This window comes from Pseudomonadota bacterium (genome assembly GCA_039815145.1).
Taxonomy (GTDB): Bacteria; Pseudomonadota; Gammaproteobacteria; order Steroidobacterales; family JBCBZW01; genus JBCBZW01.
This window is the reverse complement of sequence record JBCBZW010000005.1, coordinates 80,784-102,377: the sequence shown is the minus strand read 5'-3', so window position 1 is coordinate 102,377 and position 21,594 is coordinate 80,784. Positions and strand designations below refer to the sequence as shown.

14 protein-coding genes are annotated in these 21,594 nt (G+C 66.1%); 6 read left to right on the top strand and 8 right to left on the bottom strand.

Going from position 1 to position 21,594, the window contains the following annotated elements:
* Positions 1–185 precede the first annotated feature (185 nt).
* The 3 genes from AAF184_03075 to AAF184_03065 form a co-directional block, all read right to left on the bottom strand.
* Positions 186–716: a gluconokinase, GntK/IdnK-type gene (locus AAF184_03075; GenBank protein ID MEO0421291.1), complete on the bottom strand. Its 531-nt coding sequence runs from the start codon at positions 714–716 to the stop codon at positions 186–188.
* Positions 717–982: 266 nt separating this feature from the next.
* The gene (locus tag AAF184_03070) at positions 983–1,414 is read right to left on the bottom strand and encodes a DUF1801 domain-containing protein (protein ID MEO0421290.1); all 432 of its coding nucleotides are present in this window, start codon (positions 1,412–1,414) and stop codon (positions 983–985) included.
* Between the two features lie 23 nt (positions 1,415–1,437).
* Positions 1,438–2,130, bottom strand: a complete 693-nt coding sequence (locus tag AAF184_03065; protein MEO0421289.1) for a zinc metallopeptidase — start codon at positions 2,128–2,130, stop codon at positions 1,438–1,440.
* Positions 2,131–2,233: 103 nt separating this feature from the next.
* Here AAF184_03065 and AAF184_03060 point away from each other — a divergent pair, with 103 nt between their 5' ends.
* On the top strand, positions 2,234–3,166 hold the full coding sequence (locus AAF184_03060; protein MEO0421288.1) for a polymorphic toxin type 23 domain-containing protein: 933 nt from the start codon (positions 2,234–2,236) through the stop codon (positions 3,164–3,166).
* A gap of 18 nt (positions 3,167–3,184) precedes the next feature.
* Complete coding sequence (locus AAF184_03055; GenBank protein ID MEO0421287.1) at positions 3,185–3,670, top strand: DUF456 domain-containing protein; 486 nt, start codon at positions 3,185–3,187, stop codon at positions 3,668–3,670.
* Positions 3,671–3,694: 24 nt separating this feature from the next.
* On the opposite strand, the gene AAF184_03050 is transcribed toward AAF184_03055, so the two are convergent.
* Genes AAF184_03050 through AAF184_03040 form a run of 3 tightly spaced genes read right to left on the bottom strand, consistent with a single transcriptional unit; the run spans position 3,695 to position 7,073 of the window.
* Positions 3,695–5,524, bottom strand: a complete 1,830-nt coding sequence (locus AAF184_03050; GenBank protein MEO0421286.1) for a DUF885 domain-containing protein — start codon at positions 5,522–5,524, stop codon at positions 3,695–3,697.
* Positions 5,525–5,552: 28 nt separating this feature from the next.
* Entirely contained in the window at positions 5,553–6,596 is a 1,044-nt protein-coding gene (locus AAF184_03045; protein MEO0421285.1) for a stomatin-like protein, read from the bottom strand.
* Between the two features lie 42 nt (positions 6,597–6,638).
* A complete protein-coding gene (locus AAF184_03040; protein MEO0421284.1) occupies positions 6,639–7,073 on the bottom strand; it encodes an NfeD family protein in 435 nt (144 codons plus the stop codon).
* Positions 7,074–7,293: 220 nt separating this feature from the next.
* Here AAF184_03040 and AAF184_03035 point away from each other — a divergent pair, with 220 nt between their 5' ends.
* Complete coding sequence (locus AAF184_03035) at positions 7,294–8,259, top strand: hypothetical protein (GenBank protein ID MEO0421283.1); 966 nt, start codon at positions 7,294–7,296, stop codon at positions 8,257–8,259.
* Here AAF184_03035 and AAF184_03030 read toward each other — a convergent pair.
* A complete protein-coding gene (locus AAF184_03030) occupies positions 8,253–8,810 on the bottom strand; it encodes a response regulator (GenBank protein MEO0421282.1) in 558 nt (185 codons plus the stop codon). The genes AAF184_03035 and AAF184_03030 overlap by 7 nt on opposite strands.
* 424 nt (positions 8,811–9,234) lie before the next feature.
* Between AAF184_03030 and AAF184_03025 the strand changes: the two genes are divergently transcribed.
* Complete coding sequence (locus tag AAF184_03025; GenBank protein MEO0421281.1) at positions 9,235–14,001, top strand: carboxylesterase family protein; 4,767 nt, start codon at positions 9,235–9,237, stop codon at positions 13,999–14,001.
* 9 nt (positions 14,002–14,010) lie between these two features.
* On the opposite strand, the gene AAF184_03020 is transcribed toward AAF184_03025, so the two are convergent.
* A complete protein-coding gene (locus tag AAF184_03020) occupies positions 14,011–15,987 on the bottom strand; it encodes a CRTAC1 family protein (protein ID MEO0421280.1) in 1,977 nt (658 codons plus the stop codon).
* Between the two features lie 449 nt (positions 15,988–16,436).
* Between AAF184_03020 and AAF184_03015 the strand changes: the two genes are divergently transcribed.
* Complete coding sequence (locus AAF184_03015; GenBank protein MEO0421279.1) at positions 16,437–19,094, top strand: hypothetical protein; 2,658 nt, start codon at positions 16,437–16,439, stop codon at positions 19,092–19,094.
* A 238-nt stretch (positions 19,095–19,332) separates the two neighbouring features.
* A complete protein-coding gene (locus tag AAF184_03010; protein MEO0421278.1) occupies positions 19,333–21,504 on the top strand; it encodes a CRTAC1 family protein in 2,172 nt (723 codons plus the stop codon).
* The last annotated feature ends 90 nt before the right edge of the window (positions 21,505–21,594 follow it).

The window sequence follows — 21,594 nt, the reverse complement described above, 5'->3', positions numbered from 1 at the left end:
GATTCGTAATCAGTAGGTCGGCGGTTCGAATCCGCCCCTCGGCACCATCTCGCACCTAGGTGTGCCCTCGTTCGCCTCTTTCCTCGTTCTCACTAGCCAACGACGATGTAGTCGCCGGGCGGAGTGCTGCGCCGCGAACGCAGAAAGTGCAGTCGCGATTCAGTCAGTCGATCCAGACGGTGATGCTAGGCGTTGATCGCCGCTACGGAGTGCTCGAAGAGCGGTGTCACCCGTTCAGCCAGGGCCTCGGGCGAGAGCGTCGCATCCATGGGGAACACGTCCGCTTCCACCAGCGGCGATTGCAGTGCATCGAACTGCGTGTTCAGCAGCTTGCGCGGAAAGTAATGCGCTTTGCGCCCGGTCAGGCGGTCGTTGAGTACGGCTCTGCTCGCGAGCAAATTCACGAAAGACACGCGAAAGCGCTGCGATCGGAGCCTATCGCGGTCTTCGCGATGCAGGGCGCTATGCGCTAAGACGCAGCTGCGTCTGGCGATGGCGAGGTGATCAAGGCGGCGACAGACGGCATCCAGCCACGGCTTACGGTCCGCCTCCGTGAGCGACATGCCGCCAGCCAGCTTCAGTCGGTTGGACGCGGGCTGGAAATCGTTGGCATCCAGCATGATCAGCTCGAAGCGCTCGGCGATGGCGCGGGCCAGGGCGGCCTTGCCGCTGCCGGCCATACCCATGCAGATCACTAAATGCGGTCGCTCGCTCACGCCTTCTTCCTGAATTCATCGTCTTTCGGAATCCATAATAACGCCGTCTCCGAATTATTGCTGGTTTGTCGCTCTGCGGTAACTGCGTATTGCGGTTAGGCGGTCATCGGGCGGGGCGTCGGCGGTCTGGCCGGTCGGGCGCGGTGCGCTGCGGCAAAGTGCGTCTGGGTGCTGCAGTCCATCAGGAGTTGGGAGCGCCGTGGGCGAGCCCAGTGGTGGCGTCACCTAGTATTTGTGATCGGTCGTGGGGGCTCGCGGGCGGCGGGCTACTTGACGAGCAGGGTGCCGCGGGTCGGCGTACCGTCGCGTTCGCGAAGGCGCTTCATGCTGAGGTCGATCGCTTGCTCCACGAGGTGCGTCACGGCGTCGTGATGCATAGGGAGTTGCTCGCTCAAGCGTACGTGCCGGATCAACTTGCCCGTGCCGAGCAGCAGTTCCTCGGGATCGTCCAGTTCGGCGCCGCGGTTGAAGCCGAGGTTGGCGTGCGCTTGGTAGACGGCGACGTGGCAGAAGGCGTCGCGCAACGCGCCGGTGAGGCTGAAAGCGGTCGACAACACGCGGCGATGGTAGAGCAGCTCCCAGCAGTCGGGCACGTGGCCCAGCAGCATCGCTCGCGCCGCTAGCGCGTGCTCAGCGACCTCGTTCGGGTAGTCGCGCAGCTTCTCGAGTAGGTGTTCCGCGGGTTCGCGTACGGTCATGACGGTGATGGCTCGGGCATGGGTTAGATGCCCCGGCGCAATATCGCGAACCAGCGCCCGATGTTGAGTAGGCTCATCAAAGCGGCCGACACGTACGTCAGGGCGGCGGCCGTGAGCAGGCGTCGTGCGTGGGGTTCATCACCGCGAATCAGCAGCCCCTTCTGGGTGAGCATGGGCAGGGCGCGTCGGAAGCTCGCATCGAATTCCGTGGGCAAGGTGGCCGCGTGCACGAGCACGCCGAGCAGGAGCGTCGAGAGGCCGATCAACAGGGTGAGTCCGGCAATCGAGGGCGCGCGCGTCAGCGCAGCCAGGAAAGGAGAGGCGATGAGCACCCCGGCGCCGAGCTGCTCCAGGGGGCGCACGAGCACCACCAAGCGCGTGCGCCAGGTGAGCGGGGCGAAGCGCTGCTGGTGCTGGATGGCGTGGCCGACCTCGTGGGCGGCGATGGTGACGGCGGCCAGGGACCTGCCGTCGAGATGCTTGGGGTCCAGGCGCACGGTGCGGCTCGTGGGGTCGTAGTGATCGGCGCCCGCGGGAGCCGCTTCGACCGCGACCGCGCTGAGACCGGCCTCGTCCAGGAGGCGTCTGGCGATCTGGCCACCGCTGAAGCGGTAGCGGTCTTCGGGTTCGGCGTACTTGCGCATCACCGAACGCACCCACAGGCCCGGGCCGAGGGATATGGCGAAGACGACGAGTAGGAAGAGCAGTACGTGCATCGGAGCGTCACGGCAAACCAGCCGGGCAAGTGTACACCGAGGGCTCGCCGCGGGCGGTCCTTCGCGTATGCTCGTGAAGGGGCTAAGGGCCACGGATGGATCGATGGGTGCTGGGCGAGCGGGCGTAGCGTTGCCGCTGATGATGATGCTCTGGGTGAGCGCGGCGTCGGCCGATGGCGTCGAGGCCCGGGCACGCCTCGGACTGAGCTATCAGTTCGGCACCCAGGGCAACCGACTCGGTGCCACCGCGGGCACTTTCGCGCGCGCCGATGGGACGGACACCGAGCTGCAACTCACCCTCTCGCTCTTCCGCACCTTCAGCCACATCGAGACGCGGGCGGCCGGGCGGGAGCGGCAGCTGGTCGTGGGCCTCACGCAGGGCTTGGGCGGTCAGCTCGAGCGCGACGGGTCGCGGGACTGGTCCCTGGGTGCCAACAACACCACTGCTCGCCACAGCTTCAGCTTGTACTCGGTGCTGTACCGGGACACCTACGGCACCTCCCAGCGCGTGCGTGGCGTCGCCTTCTCCGTGGGCGATGTGAGCGTGCGTTACGAGAACGACTTCGGCTTGATCCGCTTCCTCGCCGACCGCGGCGATCGCTTTCGCACCGGGGGCCTGGAGATCGCCTATCGGGCCGAGGAGCAGGTGCGCTACGTGATCGGCTTCAACGTCTTCACGGGGGATGTGGAAGAGGGCGCGGTGCTCCCCCCGGGGCCGACCGCCGCGGGCCAGCACGGGGAGTACGCGATGGTGCGCCCGGATGGCAGCCCCGTCACCGCCGCTGATCGCTCGATCGCTAACGCGTGGGTCGGCGTGCGCGGTATGGACCTGGCCGATGGGGACGGGGTTGCCAAGGCCCTGGGCCTCGATGCGTTGCAGCTGCGCCTTGGATGGAGCAGCGAAGGTATTCGTCAGGTGGTGCAAAACCGCTTCCACGATATCATCTACAACCCCCACGTCCCCTTGCGCGAGGATGCGCGGGCGCGCCCCTACCTCATCTTTGGAACCAACAATGGGCAATCACTCTATCCTTGAGGCCGCACAGGTGACCTTGTGCTGAGCATTGCGCTGATCGTGCTCGGCGCCATCTGCGTGGTCGCGGGGCTCGCAGGTGTGGTCTTTCCTCTGTTGCCGGGGTCGCCGTTGATCTTGGCGGGCCTGGTGCTGGTCGCGTGGGCGGAGCAGTTTGCTTACGTCGGCGTGGGCACGCTCGGCGTGCTGGTGGCGCTGACCCTGCTTACCTTCGTGGTGGACTACGTCGCCAGCGTGCTCGGGGCGGGGCGCATGGGCGCCTCGCGCGCCGGGTTGCTGGGGGCGGCGATCGGCACCTTCGCCGGGGTCTTCTTCTTCCCCATCGGCTTGCTGCTGGGGCCGTTCATCGGTGCCGTGGTGGGAGAGTTGCTGACCCGCTCTGATGCCTTACGTGCGGGTAAGGTGGGCGTGGGCGCCGTGATCGGCGTATTCCTCGGCGCCGTCGGCAACCTCATCATCGCCATGAGCATGATCGGCGTGTTTCTCGCCGTACGCTTCGCCGCGTAGGCGGTCGCGCACGGCGAGCGAGGTCTAGGCTTGGTCAGCCGCCAGGCGTTCCTCGATCCATTGCTCCACGAGTTCCTCGAGAATCGTCAGCGGCACGGAGCCGTTGGTGAGGACAACCTTGTGGAACTCTCGAATGTCGAAGCGCTCGCCGAGGGCCGTGCGGGCCCGGTCGCGCATCGCGAGGATGCGGTTCATGCCCACCTTGTAGGAGGTCGCCTGACCGGGCAGCACGAAGTAGCGTTCGATCTCCGCCACCACGTCGGACTCGGCCATGCCGGTGTTGGCCAGCATGTAGTCGATCGCCGCCTCGCGGCTCCAGCGCTTGGCGTGGATGCCCGTGTCGACCACCAGGCGCACGGCACGAAAGAGTTCGGCCTGCAGGCGTCCGATGTTGTCGTAGGGGTCGTCCTGAAAGCCGGCCTCGTAGGCGAGTCGTTCGGCGTACAGGGCCCAGCCTTCCGCGTAGGCGGTGAAGGGCAGGAGGCGGCGGAAGAACGGCAGATCCTCTTCCTCCTGGGCCAGGGCGATCTGGAAGTGGTGGCCCGGCACGGCCTCGTGGTAGGCCAGCGTGCGCATGCCGTACTTCGGTGTGGCCTCGATGTCGTAGAGGTTGGCGTAGAACACACCTGGCCGAGAGCCGTCCATCGATGGCGGGTTGTAGTAGGCGCCGGGGGAGGTGGGTTCCTTGAATAGGGGTACCCGTTGCACCTCCACGCCGCTTTCGGGCTGGATGTCGAAGAGATCCCCGAGGTCCGCGGAGATCTCGTCGATGATCGCCTGGTAGTCCGCCAGAATCTGCTCGCGGCCCGCGTCGGAGTCCTCGTAGTAGAAGCGGGGGTCCTTGGCGAGGGCGCGAATGGCCGCTTCAAAGCCCTCGGCGACGTCCCAGCCTTCCTCGGCGAGGATGGTCAGGATCTCCGCCTGAATGCGATCGACCTCGCGCAGCCCGAGTTCGTGGATCTCCTGCGGGCTCATGTCGGTGGTGGTGAAGAACTTGAGCGCCAGGCGGTAGTAGGCATCGCCGTTAGGTAGGCTCCAGGCGCCCTTGTTGCCCTCGACCTTCGCATCCAGGCCCTCGTAGTAGGCGATGAAGCGCTCGTAGGCCGGGTAGACCGTCTCGTCGATCGATGCCCGAGCCTCCGCGAGGATCTCCTGCTGAAAGGCTTCATCGAGCTCCGCCTCCACCATCTTCTCGGCCAGGGAGGTCATCAGGATGTTCTCGCCCGCCGGCGTCGCGACGAAGTTGCGCATCTCCACCAGCACCTTGTCGATGACGAACTGGGGCGGCAGGACGCCGATGTCCTCGCGATGGTTGAGGCCCTCAAACACCTGCTCGAACTTGGGTCGCACCGCGTTCAGGCGGGTGATGTAATCGCGGGCGTCCTGCTTGCCCTCGATCTGGTGGGTCGATTCCATGAAGCTCGGGAAGCCGTTCTGCACGCCGAACATCTGGTTGAGGGGGAAGTTGTGGAAGCGAAACTCCTCCGCCTCCACCACGAGGTCGAGGAGCGACAGGGCGATGCGCTTGGACATGCGATCCGCCTCTGAGAGGCGATCGTCGCGGTAGCTCAAGAGCGTCTCCCGCGCCGCCCTGGCCTTGGCGAAGGCGGCGTCACCGGCGGCGAGGCTGGCATCGTCCAGGCGCGCGTTGTGGCCGCGGATGCCGAGCGGCTCGAGCACGCGCAGAGAGGACAAGGTCTCCGGGCTCTGCAGGGCGAACTGCAAGGCCTCGCGAGCGAAGAACAGGTTGATGTTGACCGGTCGCGAATGCCAGGTGTGCAGCCCGAAGGCCACCACGGCGATGAACGCCAGGCCGAGCAGGGCGCCGGCGCCGAGAAGTAGTCGCTTCAGCATCGAGGGCTTTCCTTGGCCGGGAGGGGGCTCAGAAGAGGGTGTGGCCATCACCGGGGCGCGTGCGCCCGAGCGGCCCCTGAGGGCCTGGCGTCGGCGACGACGGCGGTGGCATTGAGGGGCCTGTCGTGTCGGTGCCGTGGTCCTGGGGTTTCTTGGCCACGGTGGTGGCCAGCGCCACCATCGAGGCCAGATCCGTGAGGTTGGCGGGGACGATCAGGCTGTTACCTGCCTTCGCGAGTTCGCCGAACTTGTCGATGTAGTCTTCGGCGACACGCAACTGCATCGCCGCCTCGCCGCCCTCCTCGCGCAGGGCGCTCGCCACCTCGCGCAATCCTTCAGCGGTGGCGTTGGCCACGGCCAGGATGGCAGCCGCCTGCCCTTGGGCCTCGTTGATCTGTTGTTCCTTGAAGGCCTCGGACTCCTTGATCACGCGCTGCTTGTCGCCCTCGGCCTCGTTGATGCGAGCGTCGCGCTGGCCCTCGGAGGTGAGCACGACGGCGCGCTTCTCGCGCTCCGCACGCATCTGCTTTTCCATTGCATTGAGCACATCTTCCGGCGGATTGATGTTCTTGATCTCGTAGCGCAGCACCTTCACACCCCAGGGCTCGGAGGCCTTGTCGAGCTCGTGCACCACGGCGGAGTTGATCATCGCGCGCTCCTCGAAGGTGCGGTCGAGATCGATCTTGCCCACCTCGCTGCGCAGGGTGGTTTGCGCCAGCTGGGTGATGGCGAAGATGTAGTCGGTGATGCCGTAGGAGGCGCGTTGCGGATCGAGTACCTGCAGGTACAGCACCCCGTCCACGCCCACCTGCACGTTGTCGCGCGTGATGCAGATCTGCTCGGGGATGTCGACGGCCTTCTCTTTCAGGCTGTGTTTGTAGGCCGTGCGTTCGATGAAGGGAATCAGGATGTGAAAGCCGGCGCTCAGGGTGCGGCTGTACTTGCCGAGCGACTCCACCACGAAGGCGTTCTGCTGGGGCACCACCACCGCCGTCTTGGCGATGATGAAGATGACGAGCGCCGCCGTGGCGAGCGCTACGATAGTCGCAGTGTCGAGCATGTTGGGGTCCATGGATTTTTGAGTTCTACGGGACTAAGCAGGATTCGAGAAAGGCTAGATGGGTTCGACGTCGATGAGCGTGCCGTCGCGGGCAATGATCCGCGCTGAGCTACCAGCTTCGATAGGTTGTTGGCCTCGGTTGCGAACGGTCCAGTGCGAGCCGCGCCACTCGGCCCGACCGCTCTCGCCCGGTGCCACCCGCTCGGCGAGCTGCACCTGCTCTCCCTCGGCATCGTCTTCGAAGCCCGGTGGCTCCGGTCGCCAACGGCGGTAGGTGCGTTCGCGCAGCATCGCCATGGAGGCCACGGCGAGGGTGGCGAAGAGCAGCCACTGAGCCGCGGGGGGCAGGGGCACGATCGCGCCGAGCACGATGAGCCCGGTGGCGATCGCCGCCACGCCAGCGAAGACCAGGTAAAAGGCGGCGTCGATAGCCGCGAGTTCGGCGCCGAGCAGCACCGCGCCCAGGATGATCCAGCTCCACCAGCTCATGGGGCCTCGTCCAACTGATGTCAAAGTCCGTAACGATACACCAGCTGCCGATTGCGCCGTGAGGCGGGCGCGGAGGTGGTGGGTCCGCTATAGGTGTAGATGCGAGCGACGACGGTTGCGTCGCCGGGAGGCAAGTTTCGGGGGCGCGCGCCGTGTGCGCCGCCATCGCTCAAGTACACTGGCCCGGCGTACCGATTGAAGTTCAGGGAGGAATGGACTTATGCAAACCAAGGAATTCGCTTCGGCGACGATTCGCCGCTTGCCGGCACTGGCCGCGGTGGGCGGCTTGTTGCTCTGCGCCAACGCGGGCGCCCAGGTGCTCACCTGGGACGAGGGGGTGGACGGCGATCTCTCGACCGATCCCGAGATGCCCACGCCGGTGAGCTTCGTGGCCGGCAGCAACACCGTGCGCGGTCAGATGCAGGATCCTGACGACACGCGTGACTACATCACCTTCACCATCGCGGACGGCCAGTCGCTGACCGCTGTGCTGCTCAACGACTACACCGACGTCGACAGCGGCGGCCCGGGGGACCGAGGCTTCGTCGCGGTCAACGAGGGCGACACGAGCTTCATCCCCGGCTTCGACACGGGGGATCTGTTCCTGGGCGGCGCCCACCTCGACCCCGATCCTGCGGGCACGGATTACCTGGCGATCCTGGCAGGTGCCCCGCAAGCGGGCACCGGCTTCACGCCGCCGCTGGGGCCTGGCACCTACAGCTTCCTGGTGCAACAGACCGGACCGGAGCTGACCGCCTACGAGCTCGAGTTCGTGTTGGCAGAAGACGCTGAGGACATCGGCGGCAGCACGAGCGACGTCACCACCATCACGGCGATCTGTCGCAACCTCAGTACGGGGCAGAGCGTGAACCAGCCGGGTCTGGCAGGCGCGCCTTGGAACTGCACCGCGGCGGGGCTACTGGCCGATAGCGGCGATCAGGTGCTGCAGATCGTGGTGGGTCGTGCCAGCTGCGGCGCGGATCCCTGCGCCATCGGCGGCATGACCACGGGTGTCGATGCCAGCAGCACCCTGTGCCGCAATATCTCGACCGGGCAGACCACGAACGTGGCGGTTTCGGGCGGCGCCTGGGACTGCACCGGCGGCGGGTTTGCTGCCAGCAACGGCAACATCATCCTGCAGGTGATTCGCGGGGCCTCGCAACGAGCGCCCAGCGAGCTTCACTGAGGGCGGGTCGGCCGGGCGGCTAGCGTCGCCTGGGTGATCTTCGCCTTGGGTCGGCCGGCGACACCGTCCAGCTTCGGGCGGTGTCGCCGCGCGCCGGCGTCTAGACGCGGCACATCCGTCACGCGAAGGTAGGTGGAGAGCAGGCCGGCGAGCTCTTCCCAGTCGCTCGCATCCCGCTTCGGCACGTAGCCGGCAACGTGATGGTTGTAGGCGGCGATGCGATCCGGCGGGAATTCCGAGTTGGAGAGCACGAACACCACCGTATTGGCGTGGGTCGGGTCCTGGCGCAGCTCACGCAAGAACTCAAAGCCGGTCATCACGGGCATGTGCAGGTCGAGCACGACCACGAAGCCGCGCCGATCTTCGCTGCTGCGGAGCGTCTCCAAGCCTTCCCTGCCGTTTTGAGCCCGCAGGATCGGGCTCGTCACCCCCGCGCGGCGCAGGGCGCGCTCGAGGGCCATGGCGTCCACCTGGTCATCGTCGACCATCAGCAGGTGGGGGGCGTTGGCGTACTCGTGCTGGTCGGGTGCAGCTAGGGTCATCGGCTTCATGATGGCGGGCTTCCCGTCGGTGTGATTGTGCGTTGCATTGGCCGCGCGATTGCGCAGCCGCCTATGTCATATCGGCCGCTATGCCTGCCAGTTGATGGTTCGGACGACTGGGGCGTCAGGTGTTGAGGTCGAGGGAGCACCTGCGTCGTGTCGGGCGCCGTATGCGTTCCTTCGCGCTTGTGGGGCGATCAGACTGTGATCCATTTCACAGACACTGCGGCTCGTCCTGGCGCTCTCCATCGATACCCCTAGGGTGCCGACCCGACGCCGATCGACGACAGGTCGGAAATCGCAAGTCAATGAAACTGCTAACATTGTTGCCCTTGTCGGCCCTGGTGCCCCGTCTATCGGGTTGCGGTTGATTGGTCATAAGGCTCGCGTAGCGTTTGCGGCCCTCCGCACACACGCACGTTGGTGGTGACTGTTGATCGATCGATTTCTTCGCGCCCTGTCGCCCCTGTGCCTGGTTCCCGGACTGCTCCTCGCCGCCGCCCCTTCCTATGCTCAGCCCCCGCCCGGCGCTCCGCTCGTGTTCGACGATGGGGCGTTCACGACGGCAGAGGCGGGCTTTGCGGTGCGCTGGGTGCAGGGCGACCCCTTCGACCAAGTCGTGGATTTCGAATACCGGGTGACGGTCGACGCGGCGCAGGGGAGCGAACTACGCCCCTGGACGCGCGTGGGGCGGGTCGAGCAGATCGACGTGCAGGGACTGCCTGCCCTCGAGGGCGCGAGCTACTTCTTTCACGTGCGTGCCGTGCTGGTCGATGGGGTTACCGATAGCGGGGTGACCGACGGCATCGTGCTCGATCGCACGGCCCCGGAGCTGCTTGCCTTCGACGACGGCGAGTGGACCCGCGCCAGCTCGAGCCTGGCGGCGAGCTGGAGTGCTGAGGATGCTGGTGCTGGTGTCGCGGCCTACAGCTACGCCATCGGCCGCACGCCCAGCGCCCAGGACGTGGTGCCCTGGACCCCCATCGGTCAGCGCACGCAGATCACGGCGACGGGGCTGACGCTCGAGGATGGGGTCACCTACTACTGGCAGGTGGAGGCACGCGATGGCGTCGGCAACGCGCTGCGCACTGCCGCCGATGGGGTCACGGTGGATCGCACAGCGCCAACGGTGACCGTGACGGATCAAGGGGATTTCGGCATCTCCCCCGATCGCTTGTCGGCCAACTGGACCACCGTAGATCCGAACCCCCTGGCCCTCGTCGAGTACGCCCTCGGCACCAATGCCGATCAGGAGGCCTTGGTGCCCTGGACGGCCACGGGCAGGTCCAACATCGTGCTGACCGGCTTGCCCCTGGTGGACGGTGAACGCTACGTCTTTCGCGTGCGCGCCACCGACGCGGCGGGCAACCAGGGCCTCGCCGCAGCCGATGGCATTCGCATCGACCTCACGCCGCCAGACCTCGGTGAGCTCGGCTACTCGCCTTACCTGCCCACGGATGATGAGGTCATCCTCTCCTGGTTCGCGCCGGACGGTGTCGGCGTGCCCGTGGCGCGCTACCTCTATGGGCTCGGATCGCAGCCCGGTCGCGCCGACATCGTGCCGGTGACCAACGCCGGCCTCACCACCTCCGTGGTGATGCAGGATCTCACCCTCGACAACGGCCGCGCCTACTACGGCCTGGTGCTCGCCATCGACGAGGTAGGGCGTCGCACCCAGCGCGTGACCGGGGCGATGGTGGTGGATCTCAGTCCGCCGCAGATCCAGTTCATCAACGACGACGGCGACTTCACCGCAGACGGCAGCGCCCTGCGCTTCGACTGGAGCGCCGTGGATGGCGAGACCGAGGTGGTCGACTACGAGTACTCCCTAGGCGTACCCGGTGACCCGGACGCCTTGCTGGCGCCCGTGCGCACCACGGCGCAGTCGATCACGATCGCGGACCTCGTGCTCGAAGAGGGGCAGACCTACGTCCTCGGGCTGACGGCCTACGACGTGCTGGGCTACGCCGACTTCGGTGTGAGCGACGGCATCGCCGTGGATGTGACGCCACCGCGCATCACCCAGCTCGAGGACGACGGTCAGGTCACGGGCCGCACCGATCGCCTCTCCATGCGCTGGGCCGGGAGTGATACACCCTCCGGCATCGCCCAGTACGAGTTCGCCTTCGGCACCGCGCCCGAGCTCGTCGACGACGTAGTGCCCTGGCAGCCGATCGGCCTCGAGACGAGCGTGACCGTAGAGGGCCTTTCGCTGACGGAAGGCACCACCTACTACGGCGCCGTTCGCGCGTCGGATCAGGCGGGCAACGCCGAGCTGGCCGTGACTGATGGCATACGGGTGGACACGGCCCCGCCGTCCATCGCCAACCTCCGCGCGGACTCCATCACCGAGACCACTGCCACCCTGCGCTGGGAGACCAGCAAACCCACCACCACCCACCTGGTGGTCACGCCGCAGGAAGGCCCTTCCCAGGAGATCCTGCTGGAGCAGCTGACGGCCGATCACGCACTTCTGCTCACCCAGTTATTCGATGGCACGCGCTACGCAGTGCGCATCGACAGCACCGACGATGCGGGGGTGGCGGGCGAACCTGCCGAGGTGCAGTTCGAGACCCTGGCGGGCGAGAGCCGGGCCGAGCAGATCAGTCCGCCGGGCGTGAGCTATGCGGACCCGGAGATCTACAGCGCCGAAGGCCTCGTCACCTTCCGCACGGCACTCGGCGACGTGTGGGTGGGCAACCTCGATCCACTCACTGGGCGCTTCGTGCGCCAGGACGGCCGCGAGTACCTGATGGACACGGACAGCGAGACCGGCGGCACGATCAACGGCCCGGAGTTCGGCCTGGACCAGGACGGCTGGTCGATCTTCTACGCCAAGCGTAGCGGGGAGGAAGTGCAGGTTTGGCGCGCCACCTTGAACGAGGACGGCACCTCGTCCGCCGGCGTGCTGACCAGCGGTACGCGCCATCAGACCGCCATGCCCACGCTCAATGGTCAGCGCACCACCACCAAAGTGGTCAACATCATCGGTAGCTGGGAGACCGGCGGTGACATCGCCTGGTTCGACGAGCAAACGCCCAACCAGCAAAACGTCTTCGCCCAGGCCGATTCGTTCCTCACCAATCGCAATCCGGGCCGCTGGATGGCCGACGGTCGGCGCATCGTCATGGTCGACGAAGACACCGGGCAGCTGTTTCTCCTGAACACGGATACCGGCGGGCGCGTGGTCATCACCGACGACGCAGGCTTCAAGACGGCCCCGCAGGGCTTTCGCGCGCCCGAGTACGACGAGCGCTGGGTGGTGACTGCGGTGATCGACGACAGCACGATCGGCGTGTACCTGGATCCCGGTGACGGGGGCATCTGGCCGCGGGTGGACACGCTGACCGTGCCGGTCGAGGCGTCCGACGAGGTGTTCTCCTCGCCCGAGGTGTTCCACGCCGGAGGTAAGTCTTGGTTGGTGCTGACGGTGAAGGACCGGCGCACGGGCGAGGGTGCGGCCCAGCGCGGTGAGATCTGGGTGCTGGATCTCGAGGGCGATCCGCGCATGCGCTACGCCCGCCGCTGCGACGATGGCCGGCCAGACCTCAAGCGCTCCGACCCGGAGGTGTACGTAGGCGAGCAGGAGGCATTCGTCTACTACAACCTGCAGGAGGATGAGAACACGAGCTCCCTGTGGCGCTGTCGCACGGGCATCGCGAGCGATGGAGATCACCCGCGCGCGCGCACCTCGGTGGGCGTCGTGCAGGGGATCACCAGCCCGGCGGCCAATGCTCACGCGTGGCTAGCGATTCCCTTCGCTTCTCCACCTGTTGGAGCGGCGCGCCTGACTCAGCCTGTGTTGCCCGAGCCCTGGACCCCAGCCGTGCGCCAGGCCGGGCGTTACGCGGGTGCGTGTCCGCAGCCGGATCCGTCGCGGCCGGATGCGATCATCGGTGATGAGGATTGCCTCTACCTGAACGTCTTCACGCCGGTCGGCGCAGCCGAGGCGGGCGAGGCCTTGCCGGTGATGTTCTTCGTCCATGGGGGCGCTAACCGTACCGGCTCCACCGACTCAGCTTTAAGCCAGCTCCTCGACCTCGAGGCTGGCACGGGCGGCCCGATCTTCGACGGCGCTCGTCTGGCCGCCCTCGGCAACGTGGTGGTGGTGACGACGAACTATCGCCTCGCCGCCCTCGGTAACCTCACCCTGGCGGAGTTGGCACAGGAGTCACCCACGGGCACGGCCGGCAACTACGGCATGTTCGATCTGCTGGCGGCCCTCGAGTGGGTGCAGAAGGAGATCGACGCCTTCGGCGGCGATCCCTCGCGCGTGCTGCTCTTCGGTCAGTCGGCCGGGGCCCACAACGTGGGCATGTTGGTGGCCTCGCCGCTCGCCGCGGGTTTGTTCTCCCGGGCCATCATGCAGAGCGGCGTTATGTCCGTGGACACGGCGGAGGAGGCGAGCGCGGACGCCGCCGCCTTCGTCGAGGAGATGGGCCTCACCGGCGCTGCCGACCTGCCTGCTGCCCTGCGCGATCTGCCCATCGAGCGCATCGTCCTTGCCCGCACGGCGCTGCCCCTCGGCTACGGTGAGTTCACCTTCTACCCCCACGTCGATGGGGTGGTGGTGGACGATCAGCCCCTCGATCGCGTGCTGGCAGGGCTGCACAACGATGTGCCCCTGGTGGTCGGCACCAACAGCGAGGAGTACCTGCACGACTTCAGCGATATCAGCCTGCAGGAGTTCTACGACCTCGCGGCCGAGATGGTGCCCGAAGATCGCCTAGGGGAATTGCTCGGCTTGTACCCGCTGGAGAACTACGCAGACCCTGCGGCCGCCTACGCCGCGATGGTCACCGATCGCAACCTCACCAGCAGCATGCGCACGGTGGCGCGCGGCTTCAGCACCCAGCGCTCGCCGGTCTACCGCTACCACTTTCGGCGCATGCTCAGCACGCCAGCGCGCAAGGCCGATGGCGCCTACCACGCCACCGAGCTGCTCTATCTCTTCCAGCACATGGAGGGGCGTGAGTTCGAGGCGGATACGGACGACCGGGCGGTGGAGCAGCTGCTGCGTGAGCTGTGGACCCGCTTCGCGTCTACGGGCGACCCCAACGTGGTCGGGTTACCGGCCTGGCCGCCCTACGAGGTCGATACGGACCCCTACCTGCTGCTGGACGTGGTGCCGAGCGCGCAGGAGGCCCTGGAGCCCCTGCGCAGCGACTTCTGGGACAGCATCAAGCTGGGTGATCTGTAGCCGCCTGGCTTAGCGGGCCGGATCCTCGACGATCAGGTCCACGTGATCCTGCTGCTCTAGGGCGCCTTGGAAGGTGCCGACGCGGGCGATGATGCGATGGCGCCCGCGCTCCGTGTTCACCCCGGTGGGGAGGACGAAGTCGAAGGAGAAGCTGCCGCCGGGCGGCAGGGCGATCTCTCGCGGCGCCCGCACCATGGAGACGGCGCCCGAGGGGCTCACGCGGAAGACCCACAGCTCCTGCGTCTGCGATTCGGGGGCGTGGTTGCGGTAGGTCACTTCCAGGGTGACCGCCTCGCCCGCCTGCAGCGTGCGCTGCTCCTCACCGCTGAAGGTGGCGGTGTAGGTGGGCTCCACGAACTGAAGCTCCGCGTTCAAGGGCGTGCTGAGCAACTCGTGCTCGATGCCACTTGGGAACTTCGCCTTGAGCACGTCCGCCACCGTCTGATCGGCGGTGCCGAAGTGGGCCACCAGCGTGTTGCGGCCCGCATAGCCTGAGCCACCGTCGATTTCCCGCATCTGGCGGAAGCCGTCGTCGGTGGTGAGTTCGATGCGCGTGCCGATGGCGTCGCGGTTGCTGATCGTGCCCTGGGCGCGCACCTTGACCCAGTTGTTGACCCCCTCCTTGGGGTCCAGATCGTTGCGGTAGAGGGTGTTGGTGCCCTCGAAGTTCGAGATCAGCATGTCCATGTCGCCGTCATTGTCGTAGTCGGCGAAGGAAGAGCCGCGATAGAGCTTCTCGGCGGTCACCCCGACTTCCGCGTGCACTTCCGGGAAGCGATCCGGGTGGGTGTTCATGTACACGTACACGGGGTTTTCGTGCTGGTAGTCCTCGGCGCCGAAGGTCACGGGGAACTTGTCGAGGGGCACGCCGCCGCTCACCACGATCAGGTCTTCCCAGCCGTCGAGATCGAGGTCGTAGAAGCCGGTGCCCCAACCCACCAGACCGCGGGCGCCGAAGATTTCCTTGTCGTTGGCATCCACGCCCAGGAAGCGCGCCTGGTTGACGAAGATGTGGTCGATCGGGTTGCCGACGGCGAGGTCGTTGGAGCCGATGTCCGTGGAGTAGTAGTCGAAGGCGCCGTCGTGGTTGATGTCGGCGACGGCGATGCCCATGCCCGCTTGACTGTAGTTGTAGGCGAATTCGTCGCTCACGTCGGAGAAGGTCCAACTCTCCGTGCCCGGGCCATCGTTGCGAAAGAGTCTGTTCGGTACGTCGGTGCCGTCGGCGTTGCCGAAGTCGTTCACCACCAGCAGGTCCGCATCACCGTCGTTGTCGAAGTCGCTGAAGGTGGCAGCGAGGGCGCAGCCGGCGTTGCGTCGGTTGCCGGAGAGGGCGACGCCGGTGATGCCGCCGACGTCCGTGAAGGTGCCGTCGCCGTTGTTCTGCCACAGGTAGTCCGCCGTGCAGGTGACCGGTAGGTAGCCGTTTTCCGGGGTTTCCGGCGGGATGACGTGGTTGCCGACGAAGACGTCGAGGAAGCTGTCGCCGTTGTAGTCGCCGAAGGTGATGACGCCGGTGGTGCGCGCGCCATCGTCGCCGAGGCCGGCGGCGTCGGTCACATCCACGAAGCGCACCACGCCGGTCTGCGCGAAGCGGTTTTCGTACAGGCGGTTCTGCAGCTTGTTGCCGACGAAGATGTCCTGGTCGCCGTCGTTGTCGATATCGGCGGCACCCACGGCGAAGGCGACGCCCTCGCAGTCGCTGGCGCCGGCGGCATCGGGGTATTCGATGAAGCGGCCGTTGTCCAGGTTCAGGTAGAGACGATTGCAGCCTTGCATCTGCGTGGCGTAGAGATCGTCGTCGCCGTCACCGTCGACGTCCACCCAGGCGGCGCCGGCGCCGATGGGCACCTGCGTGTCACCGATCTGTTCGAACTCGACACCGCTCGACGCGGTCACGTCCGAGAACGCGAGCTGAGCCTGGGCCGCGCCAGCGGCGAGCCCGAGCAGGGAGGTCAGGGTGAGGGTGGTACCTAGTTTTGACATAAGCCGTCCTTAGCCGGGCGCGCCGATTAGTTTTATTCGCTGAGCGCTTCGCGTGGGGGACACGAGCCGCTTCCAGCGGTCCCCCGATTTCTCGCCCGATCGTAACCACCTTAGCCCGTCATTTCACGGACCTCTGTTCGCCCGCGCGAGCGCAAGGTGCTTCGGCTACTTTCGATCGATCCTCGACGCCCGCGCCGGCAGCTAGATCGAGTCTCACTCAGGTGTCGGATTTAGCGCCATTTTTTTGCCCCGGAGGTCGTGCTACGCTGATCGCGACGATGGTGCAGTCGAGTGAGATCGAGGCTCAGGGAAGGGTCCGCCGCTCGTGGGGAAAAGCTGCACCCAGGTGTCCCAGGGGCGCTTGCCGTCGGATAACTAGAACGAATATGGCAGCGCCTGATGCGCTCGAGAGCACTCAATCCAACAACGCTTCAAGGAGGATGCGGCCCATGGCCTTTTCCGCATTCGTAGGATCGCGCCGCCGGCCCATGGCCGGATGGTTCGCCAAGCTCGCCCTCGCGCTCGTGGCGATCGGCTCCACCCAACTCGCCCTCGCTCAATCCAGCTTTGTGAATTTCGAGTCCGGACAGGTGCGCCCCATGGCGCTGTCGCCCGAAGGGGCTCGTCTGTTCGTCGTCAACACGCCGGACAATCGCCTGGAGGTGTTCAACGTCACTCCGGCCGAGTTGATCCACGTCGCCAGCGTGCCCGTCGGCATGGAGCCGGTGGCGGTGGCGGTGCGCAGCGCCACCGAGGTGTGGGTGGTGAACCACCTGTCCGACTCGATAAGCATCGTCGACCTGTCGGCTGCGGACCGCATCCCCCGGGTGGTGGACACGCTGCTCGTGGGGGACGAGCCGCGCGATATCGTGTTCGCGGGCCCGAACGGTGACCGCGCGTTCATCACCACCGCCCACCGCGGCCAGCATTCGCCGTTTCCGTTCGATTCGCTGCTGAGCGAAGGGCGAACGGACGTGTGGGTCTTCGACGCCAATGATCGCAGCGCGCCGCTCACGGTGCTGCAGATGTTTGGCGACACCCCCCGTCCCCTGGCCGTGTCGCCCGACGGCAACACGGTGTACGCCGGCGTGTTCTACTCAGGCAACCGCACCAGCGTGCTCCATCGCGACTCGGTGCTTGGCGAGATCGGCGACCCCGACACCAACGTGGACGGTGTGCCTGCACCCATCGACATCGGCATGATCGTGCAAGCGGACGATCAGAACCGCTGGTTCGACGGCAACGGCATGGAGTGGACCCCGGCCGTGCGCATGAGCCTGCCGGACTACGACGTCTTCGTCATCGATGCGGCAGCCGAGACCCCGGTCGAGGTGGACCGCATCAGCGGGGTAGGCACCACGCTGTTCAACATGGCGGTGAGCCCCACCGGCGGTGAACTCTTCGTGAGTAACCTGGACGCGCGCAACATCGTGCGTTTCGAGGGTGTCGGTGACTTCGCGCCTTCCACCGTGCGTGGCCACTTCATCGAGAACCGCATCACCGTGGTGGATCTGGACAGCGGCAATGCCGTGATGCCCCGCCACCTCAACAAGCACATCGACTACGACCGCTTCCTCGGTACCCCCGAGGAGAACGACGCCAGCCTGGCCACGCCGCTGGAGATGGTGTTCAACCCCGCCGGCGACCAGCTTTACGTGGCCGCCTACGGATCTTCCAAGGTAGGTGTGTTCGACACCGGCGAGCTGATCGACGACAGTTTTACCCCGGACCCCGCTAGCCACATCGAGCTGAGCGGCGGCGGCCCGAGCGGCCTCGTCCTCGACAGCGATCGCGATCGCCTCTACGTGCTGACGCGCTTCAACAACAGCATCTCCGTCGTTGATCTCGACAGCCAGGCGGAGATCGACGTGGTGCCGATGTTCAGCCCGGAACCGCCGGTGGTCACGGACGGTCGGCGTTTCCTCTACGACGCGCGCTTCACCTCCTCCCGAGGCGACTCCTCCTGCGCCGGCTGCCACATCTTCGGCGATGTCGATCACCTCGCGTGGGATTTGGGTGATCCCGACGGCAGCGTGCTGGAGAACCTCAATCCGCTGTTCCTGGAACTGCCGCCAGGGTTCCCGCGCGACTTCCACCCGATGAAGGGGCCGATGACCACCCAGAGCTTCCGCGGCATGACCAACCATGGGCCCATGCACTGGCGCGGTGATCGCTCGGGCGCGAACGACCCGGAGATCGGCGACGCCTTCGATACGCAGGCCGCCTTCCGCGCCTTCAACGGTGCCTTCAAGGGGCTCATCGGACGCGAGGACGTGTTGTCGGACGAGGAGATGCAGGCCTTCGCCGAGTTCGCCCTCACGATCCACTACCCGCCTAACCCGGTGCGTAACCTCAACAACCAGCTCACGCCGGTGCAGCAGCGCGGCTTCGACGCCTACAACACGGTGCCGTCCGATCAGGATCAGACCTGCAACGCGTGCCACGTGGTCGACGTGGTGGCAGGGCGCTTCGGCACCAACGGCTTCACGGTGATTCGTCGCAACGCTGGGGTGGTCCGACAACCGCTGAAGATCCCGCACATCCGCAATATGTACACCAAGGTGGGCTTCTTTGGGCGCTCACGAGGCTTCGACGACGAGGGGCTGCCGGTGCTCGGCGACCAGGTCCGCGGCTTCGGCTTCACCCACGACGGGGCCTGGGACACGATGTTCAATTTCCTCCAGGACTTCACCCTGGAGAGCGATGTGCAGCGCCGCGAGGTGGTGGACTTCCTGATGGCGTCGGACGCGGAGATGCTGCCCGTGGTGGGCCAGCAGGTGACCCTGGCCCAGGGCAACATCCAGCAGGTGCGCGGGCAACTGGTGACCTTACTGCAGCAGTCCGGTGTGACCTCGCCGCGACCGGCCTGCGACCTGATCGTCAAGGGCATCTGGGGCGGTGCGCCGCGTGGTGCGGTGCGGCAGGCGAACGGCCAGTTCCGCACCGACCGTGAGGGCGACTCTCCGCTCTCGATTCGTGCGCTACTGCAGATCAGCCAGCGGCCGGGCCAATCGCTTACGTTCACTTGCGTGCCCCCGGGAAGCGGCGAGCGCATGGGGATCGATCGTAATGAAGATGGCGTCCTGGACGGGGACGACATCGATTGATGCCAGCGAAATCATGCCGTCGGCGGCGAGGCCGTGCGGCGTGAGTCGGGCGACCGACCGATCGGTCGGTCGCCGCATCCGTGCGACACCCTTGACTTGGATTCAGGTGCACCGGATGCTCATGTCAGAATTCAAGAATTCGATCAACAACGAAAGCACACCGCCGGGTCCCGCGAGCCGTCGGTGTCCAGAATAAAAAACGCGGGTGACACGACTACTTCACAGAGGAAAAACAGCAATGGACCGCACTCAGGGATCATTCCGGGTATCGGGGGCCTACGCGCTTCGCGTAGCCGTCTCCGCTGCCACCCTAGCTCTCGCTGCCAGCGCGCACGCTGCGACGCCCAGCTTCGTCGACGCCACTGCCGGCGCCGGCGTCACCTGGAAATACGGCTTGGCAGAAGACACCGGAGGCGCGCGCATGCACGGCGGCGGCACGGTGGCTGACTTCAACGGCGACGGCTACCCCGACATCTTCGTCATCGGCGGTGGTCTGGATAACGACCGACTGTTCATCAACCAGGGCGACGGCACCTTCACGGAAGAAGCGGCTGCCTGGGGGCTCACCGACCTCTACCGCGGTGGCGGTGCAGCGGCCGGTGACTACGACAGCGATGGCGACATCGACCTGTTCGTGACCAGCATGGGCGACATGCCCGACGCCAAAGACGGTGAGCACAAGCTCTACCGCAACGATGGCGGCAGCTTTGTGAACGTGGCCGACGCGGCTGGTGTGGCCTTCAACCACACCTCCAACCGCACCGGCACCAACACGGCCTTCGACGGCTATAGCTCCACTTGGGCGGATTACGATCTCGATGGTGACCTAGACCTCTGGTTCGGCGGCTGGCACAGCAAGGGCAACCCGCACGACACCAACCAGACCACCCTCTACATGAACAACGGCGACGGCACCTTCACGGACGTTACCGCCACCGCTGGTGTGTTCGATGAGGGCGGTGCCAACGTGGGCCCGCGCGCCTTCGGCGGCATCTTCGCGGACATGAACGGCGACCGTTACCCGGAGCTGCTGATCGCCGGTGACTTCGGCGCGTCACGCTACTTCGTCAACAACCGCGACGGCACCTTCACCAACCTCAACATCTTCGGCTCGAACCGCGTGCACAACGGCATGGGCACGGCCGTCGGTGACTACAACCGTGACGGTCTGGTCGACTGGTTCATCACCGCCATCGATCCCTCGTACCTCGGCGCCGACAACGACGGCAACCGCATGTACGAGAACCGCGGCAACCACACCTTCTTCGAGCTGCCCTCCGCGGACGGCTTCGACGAGATCGGTATCCGCGACGGTGGTTGGGGCTGGGGCGCCACCATGAAGGATTTCGACCACGACGGTTGGGAAGACATCGCCCACACCAACGGTTGGATCATCTGGGGTGACTGCGGTGAGAGCCAGGGTCGCGAAGTGCCTCCGGGCAGCTGCGACGGCACCGGCACGGACCCGGTCACGGGCACCCAGTTCCACAACATCGAAACGCGCATGTTCAAGAACATGGGCGACGGCACCTTCACGGCCGTGCAGAACGACTGGAATCTCGACCACCGCCTGCAGGGCCGTGGCCTGTACCAGTTCGACTACGACAAGGACGGTGACCTCGACTTCGTGATCACGGCCAACACGATCGAGATCAACGAGACCGACTACCCCGGCGTGGATCCGGCGGACTACGCGGACATCATCGCCGACACCGGCCAGTTCCGCCTCTACCGCAACGATCTGATCACCGCCGAGAGCGGTACGCCCGCCGATGCCAACTGGCTGCACGTCTACCTCGACACCAGCGCGGTCAACCGCCTGGCGCCGGAAGGCGTGGGCGCTCTGGTCCGCGTGCGCGCTGGCGATGAGAACGGCAACGTTCGCCAGGTCTACATGGAGAAGGGCAGCAACTACCTCGGCCACGGCGAGACCATGGCGCACTTCGGTCTCGGCACCAACGAGTCCGTTCAGCAGGTGTGGGTCGAGTGGGCCAGCGGCTTCTCCACGTCGGTCTTCGGCGTCGACACCAACCAGGCCATCACCGTGGTGGCGGAAGAGCCGTACACCTCCGGCACCTGGATCCGCGGCCAGACCGTGGAGCTGGTGGTCGAAGGCATGCGTCCAGGCGAAACCGTCTACATGTTCGGCAGCCAGCAGGGTCTCTCCCCCGAGGGTCGCTGCTTCGCCGTCATGGGCGGGCTGTGCCTCGACATCGCCGGCGGCCAGCTGGTGGGCGTGGCCACGGCGAACAACGCCGGCACCGCTACCATCATCGCCAACGTGCCTGATGCCGATGTTCCCCCGGGTGTGAGCGGCACGATGTTCACCCAGGGCTTGATTCGTCGCGGTCAGGAGGGTGTCGCATCCCTCAAGACCAACGTCGAAATCAAGGCGCTCATCAAGCAATAAGTAGACGCTGCTGACGCAGCCCTTGATGCGGTGTGCGGCTCACCCTCGCGTGAGTCGCACACCACGCAAAAGAACATCAAAAGCACACGC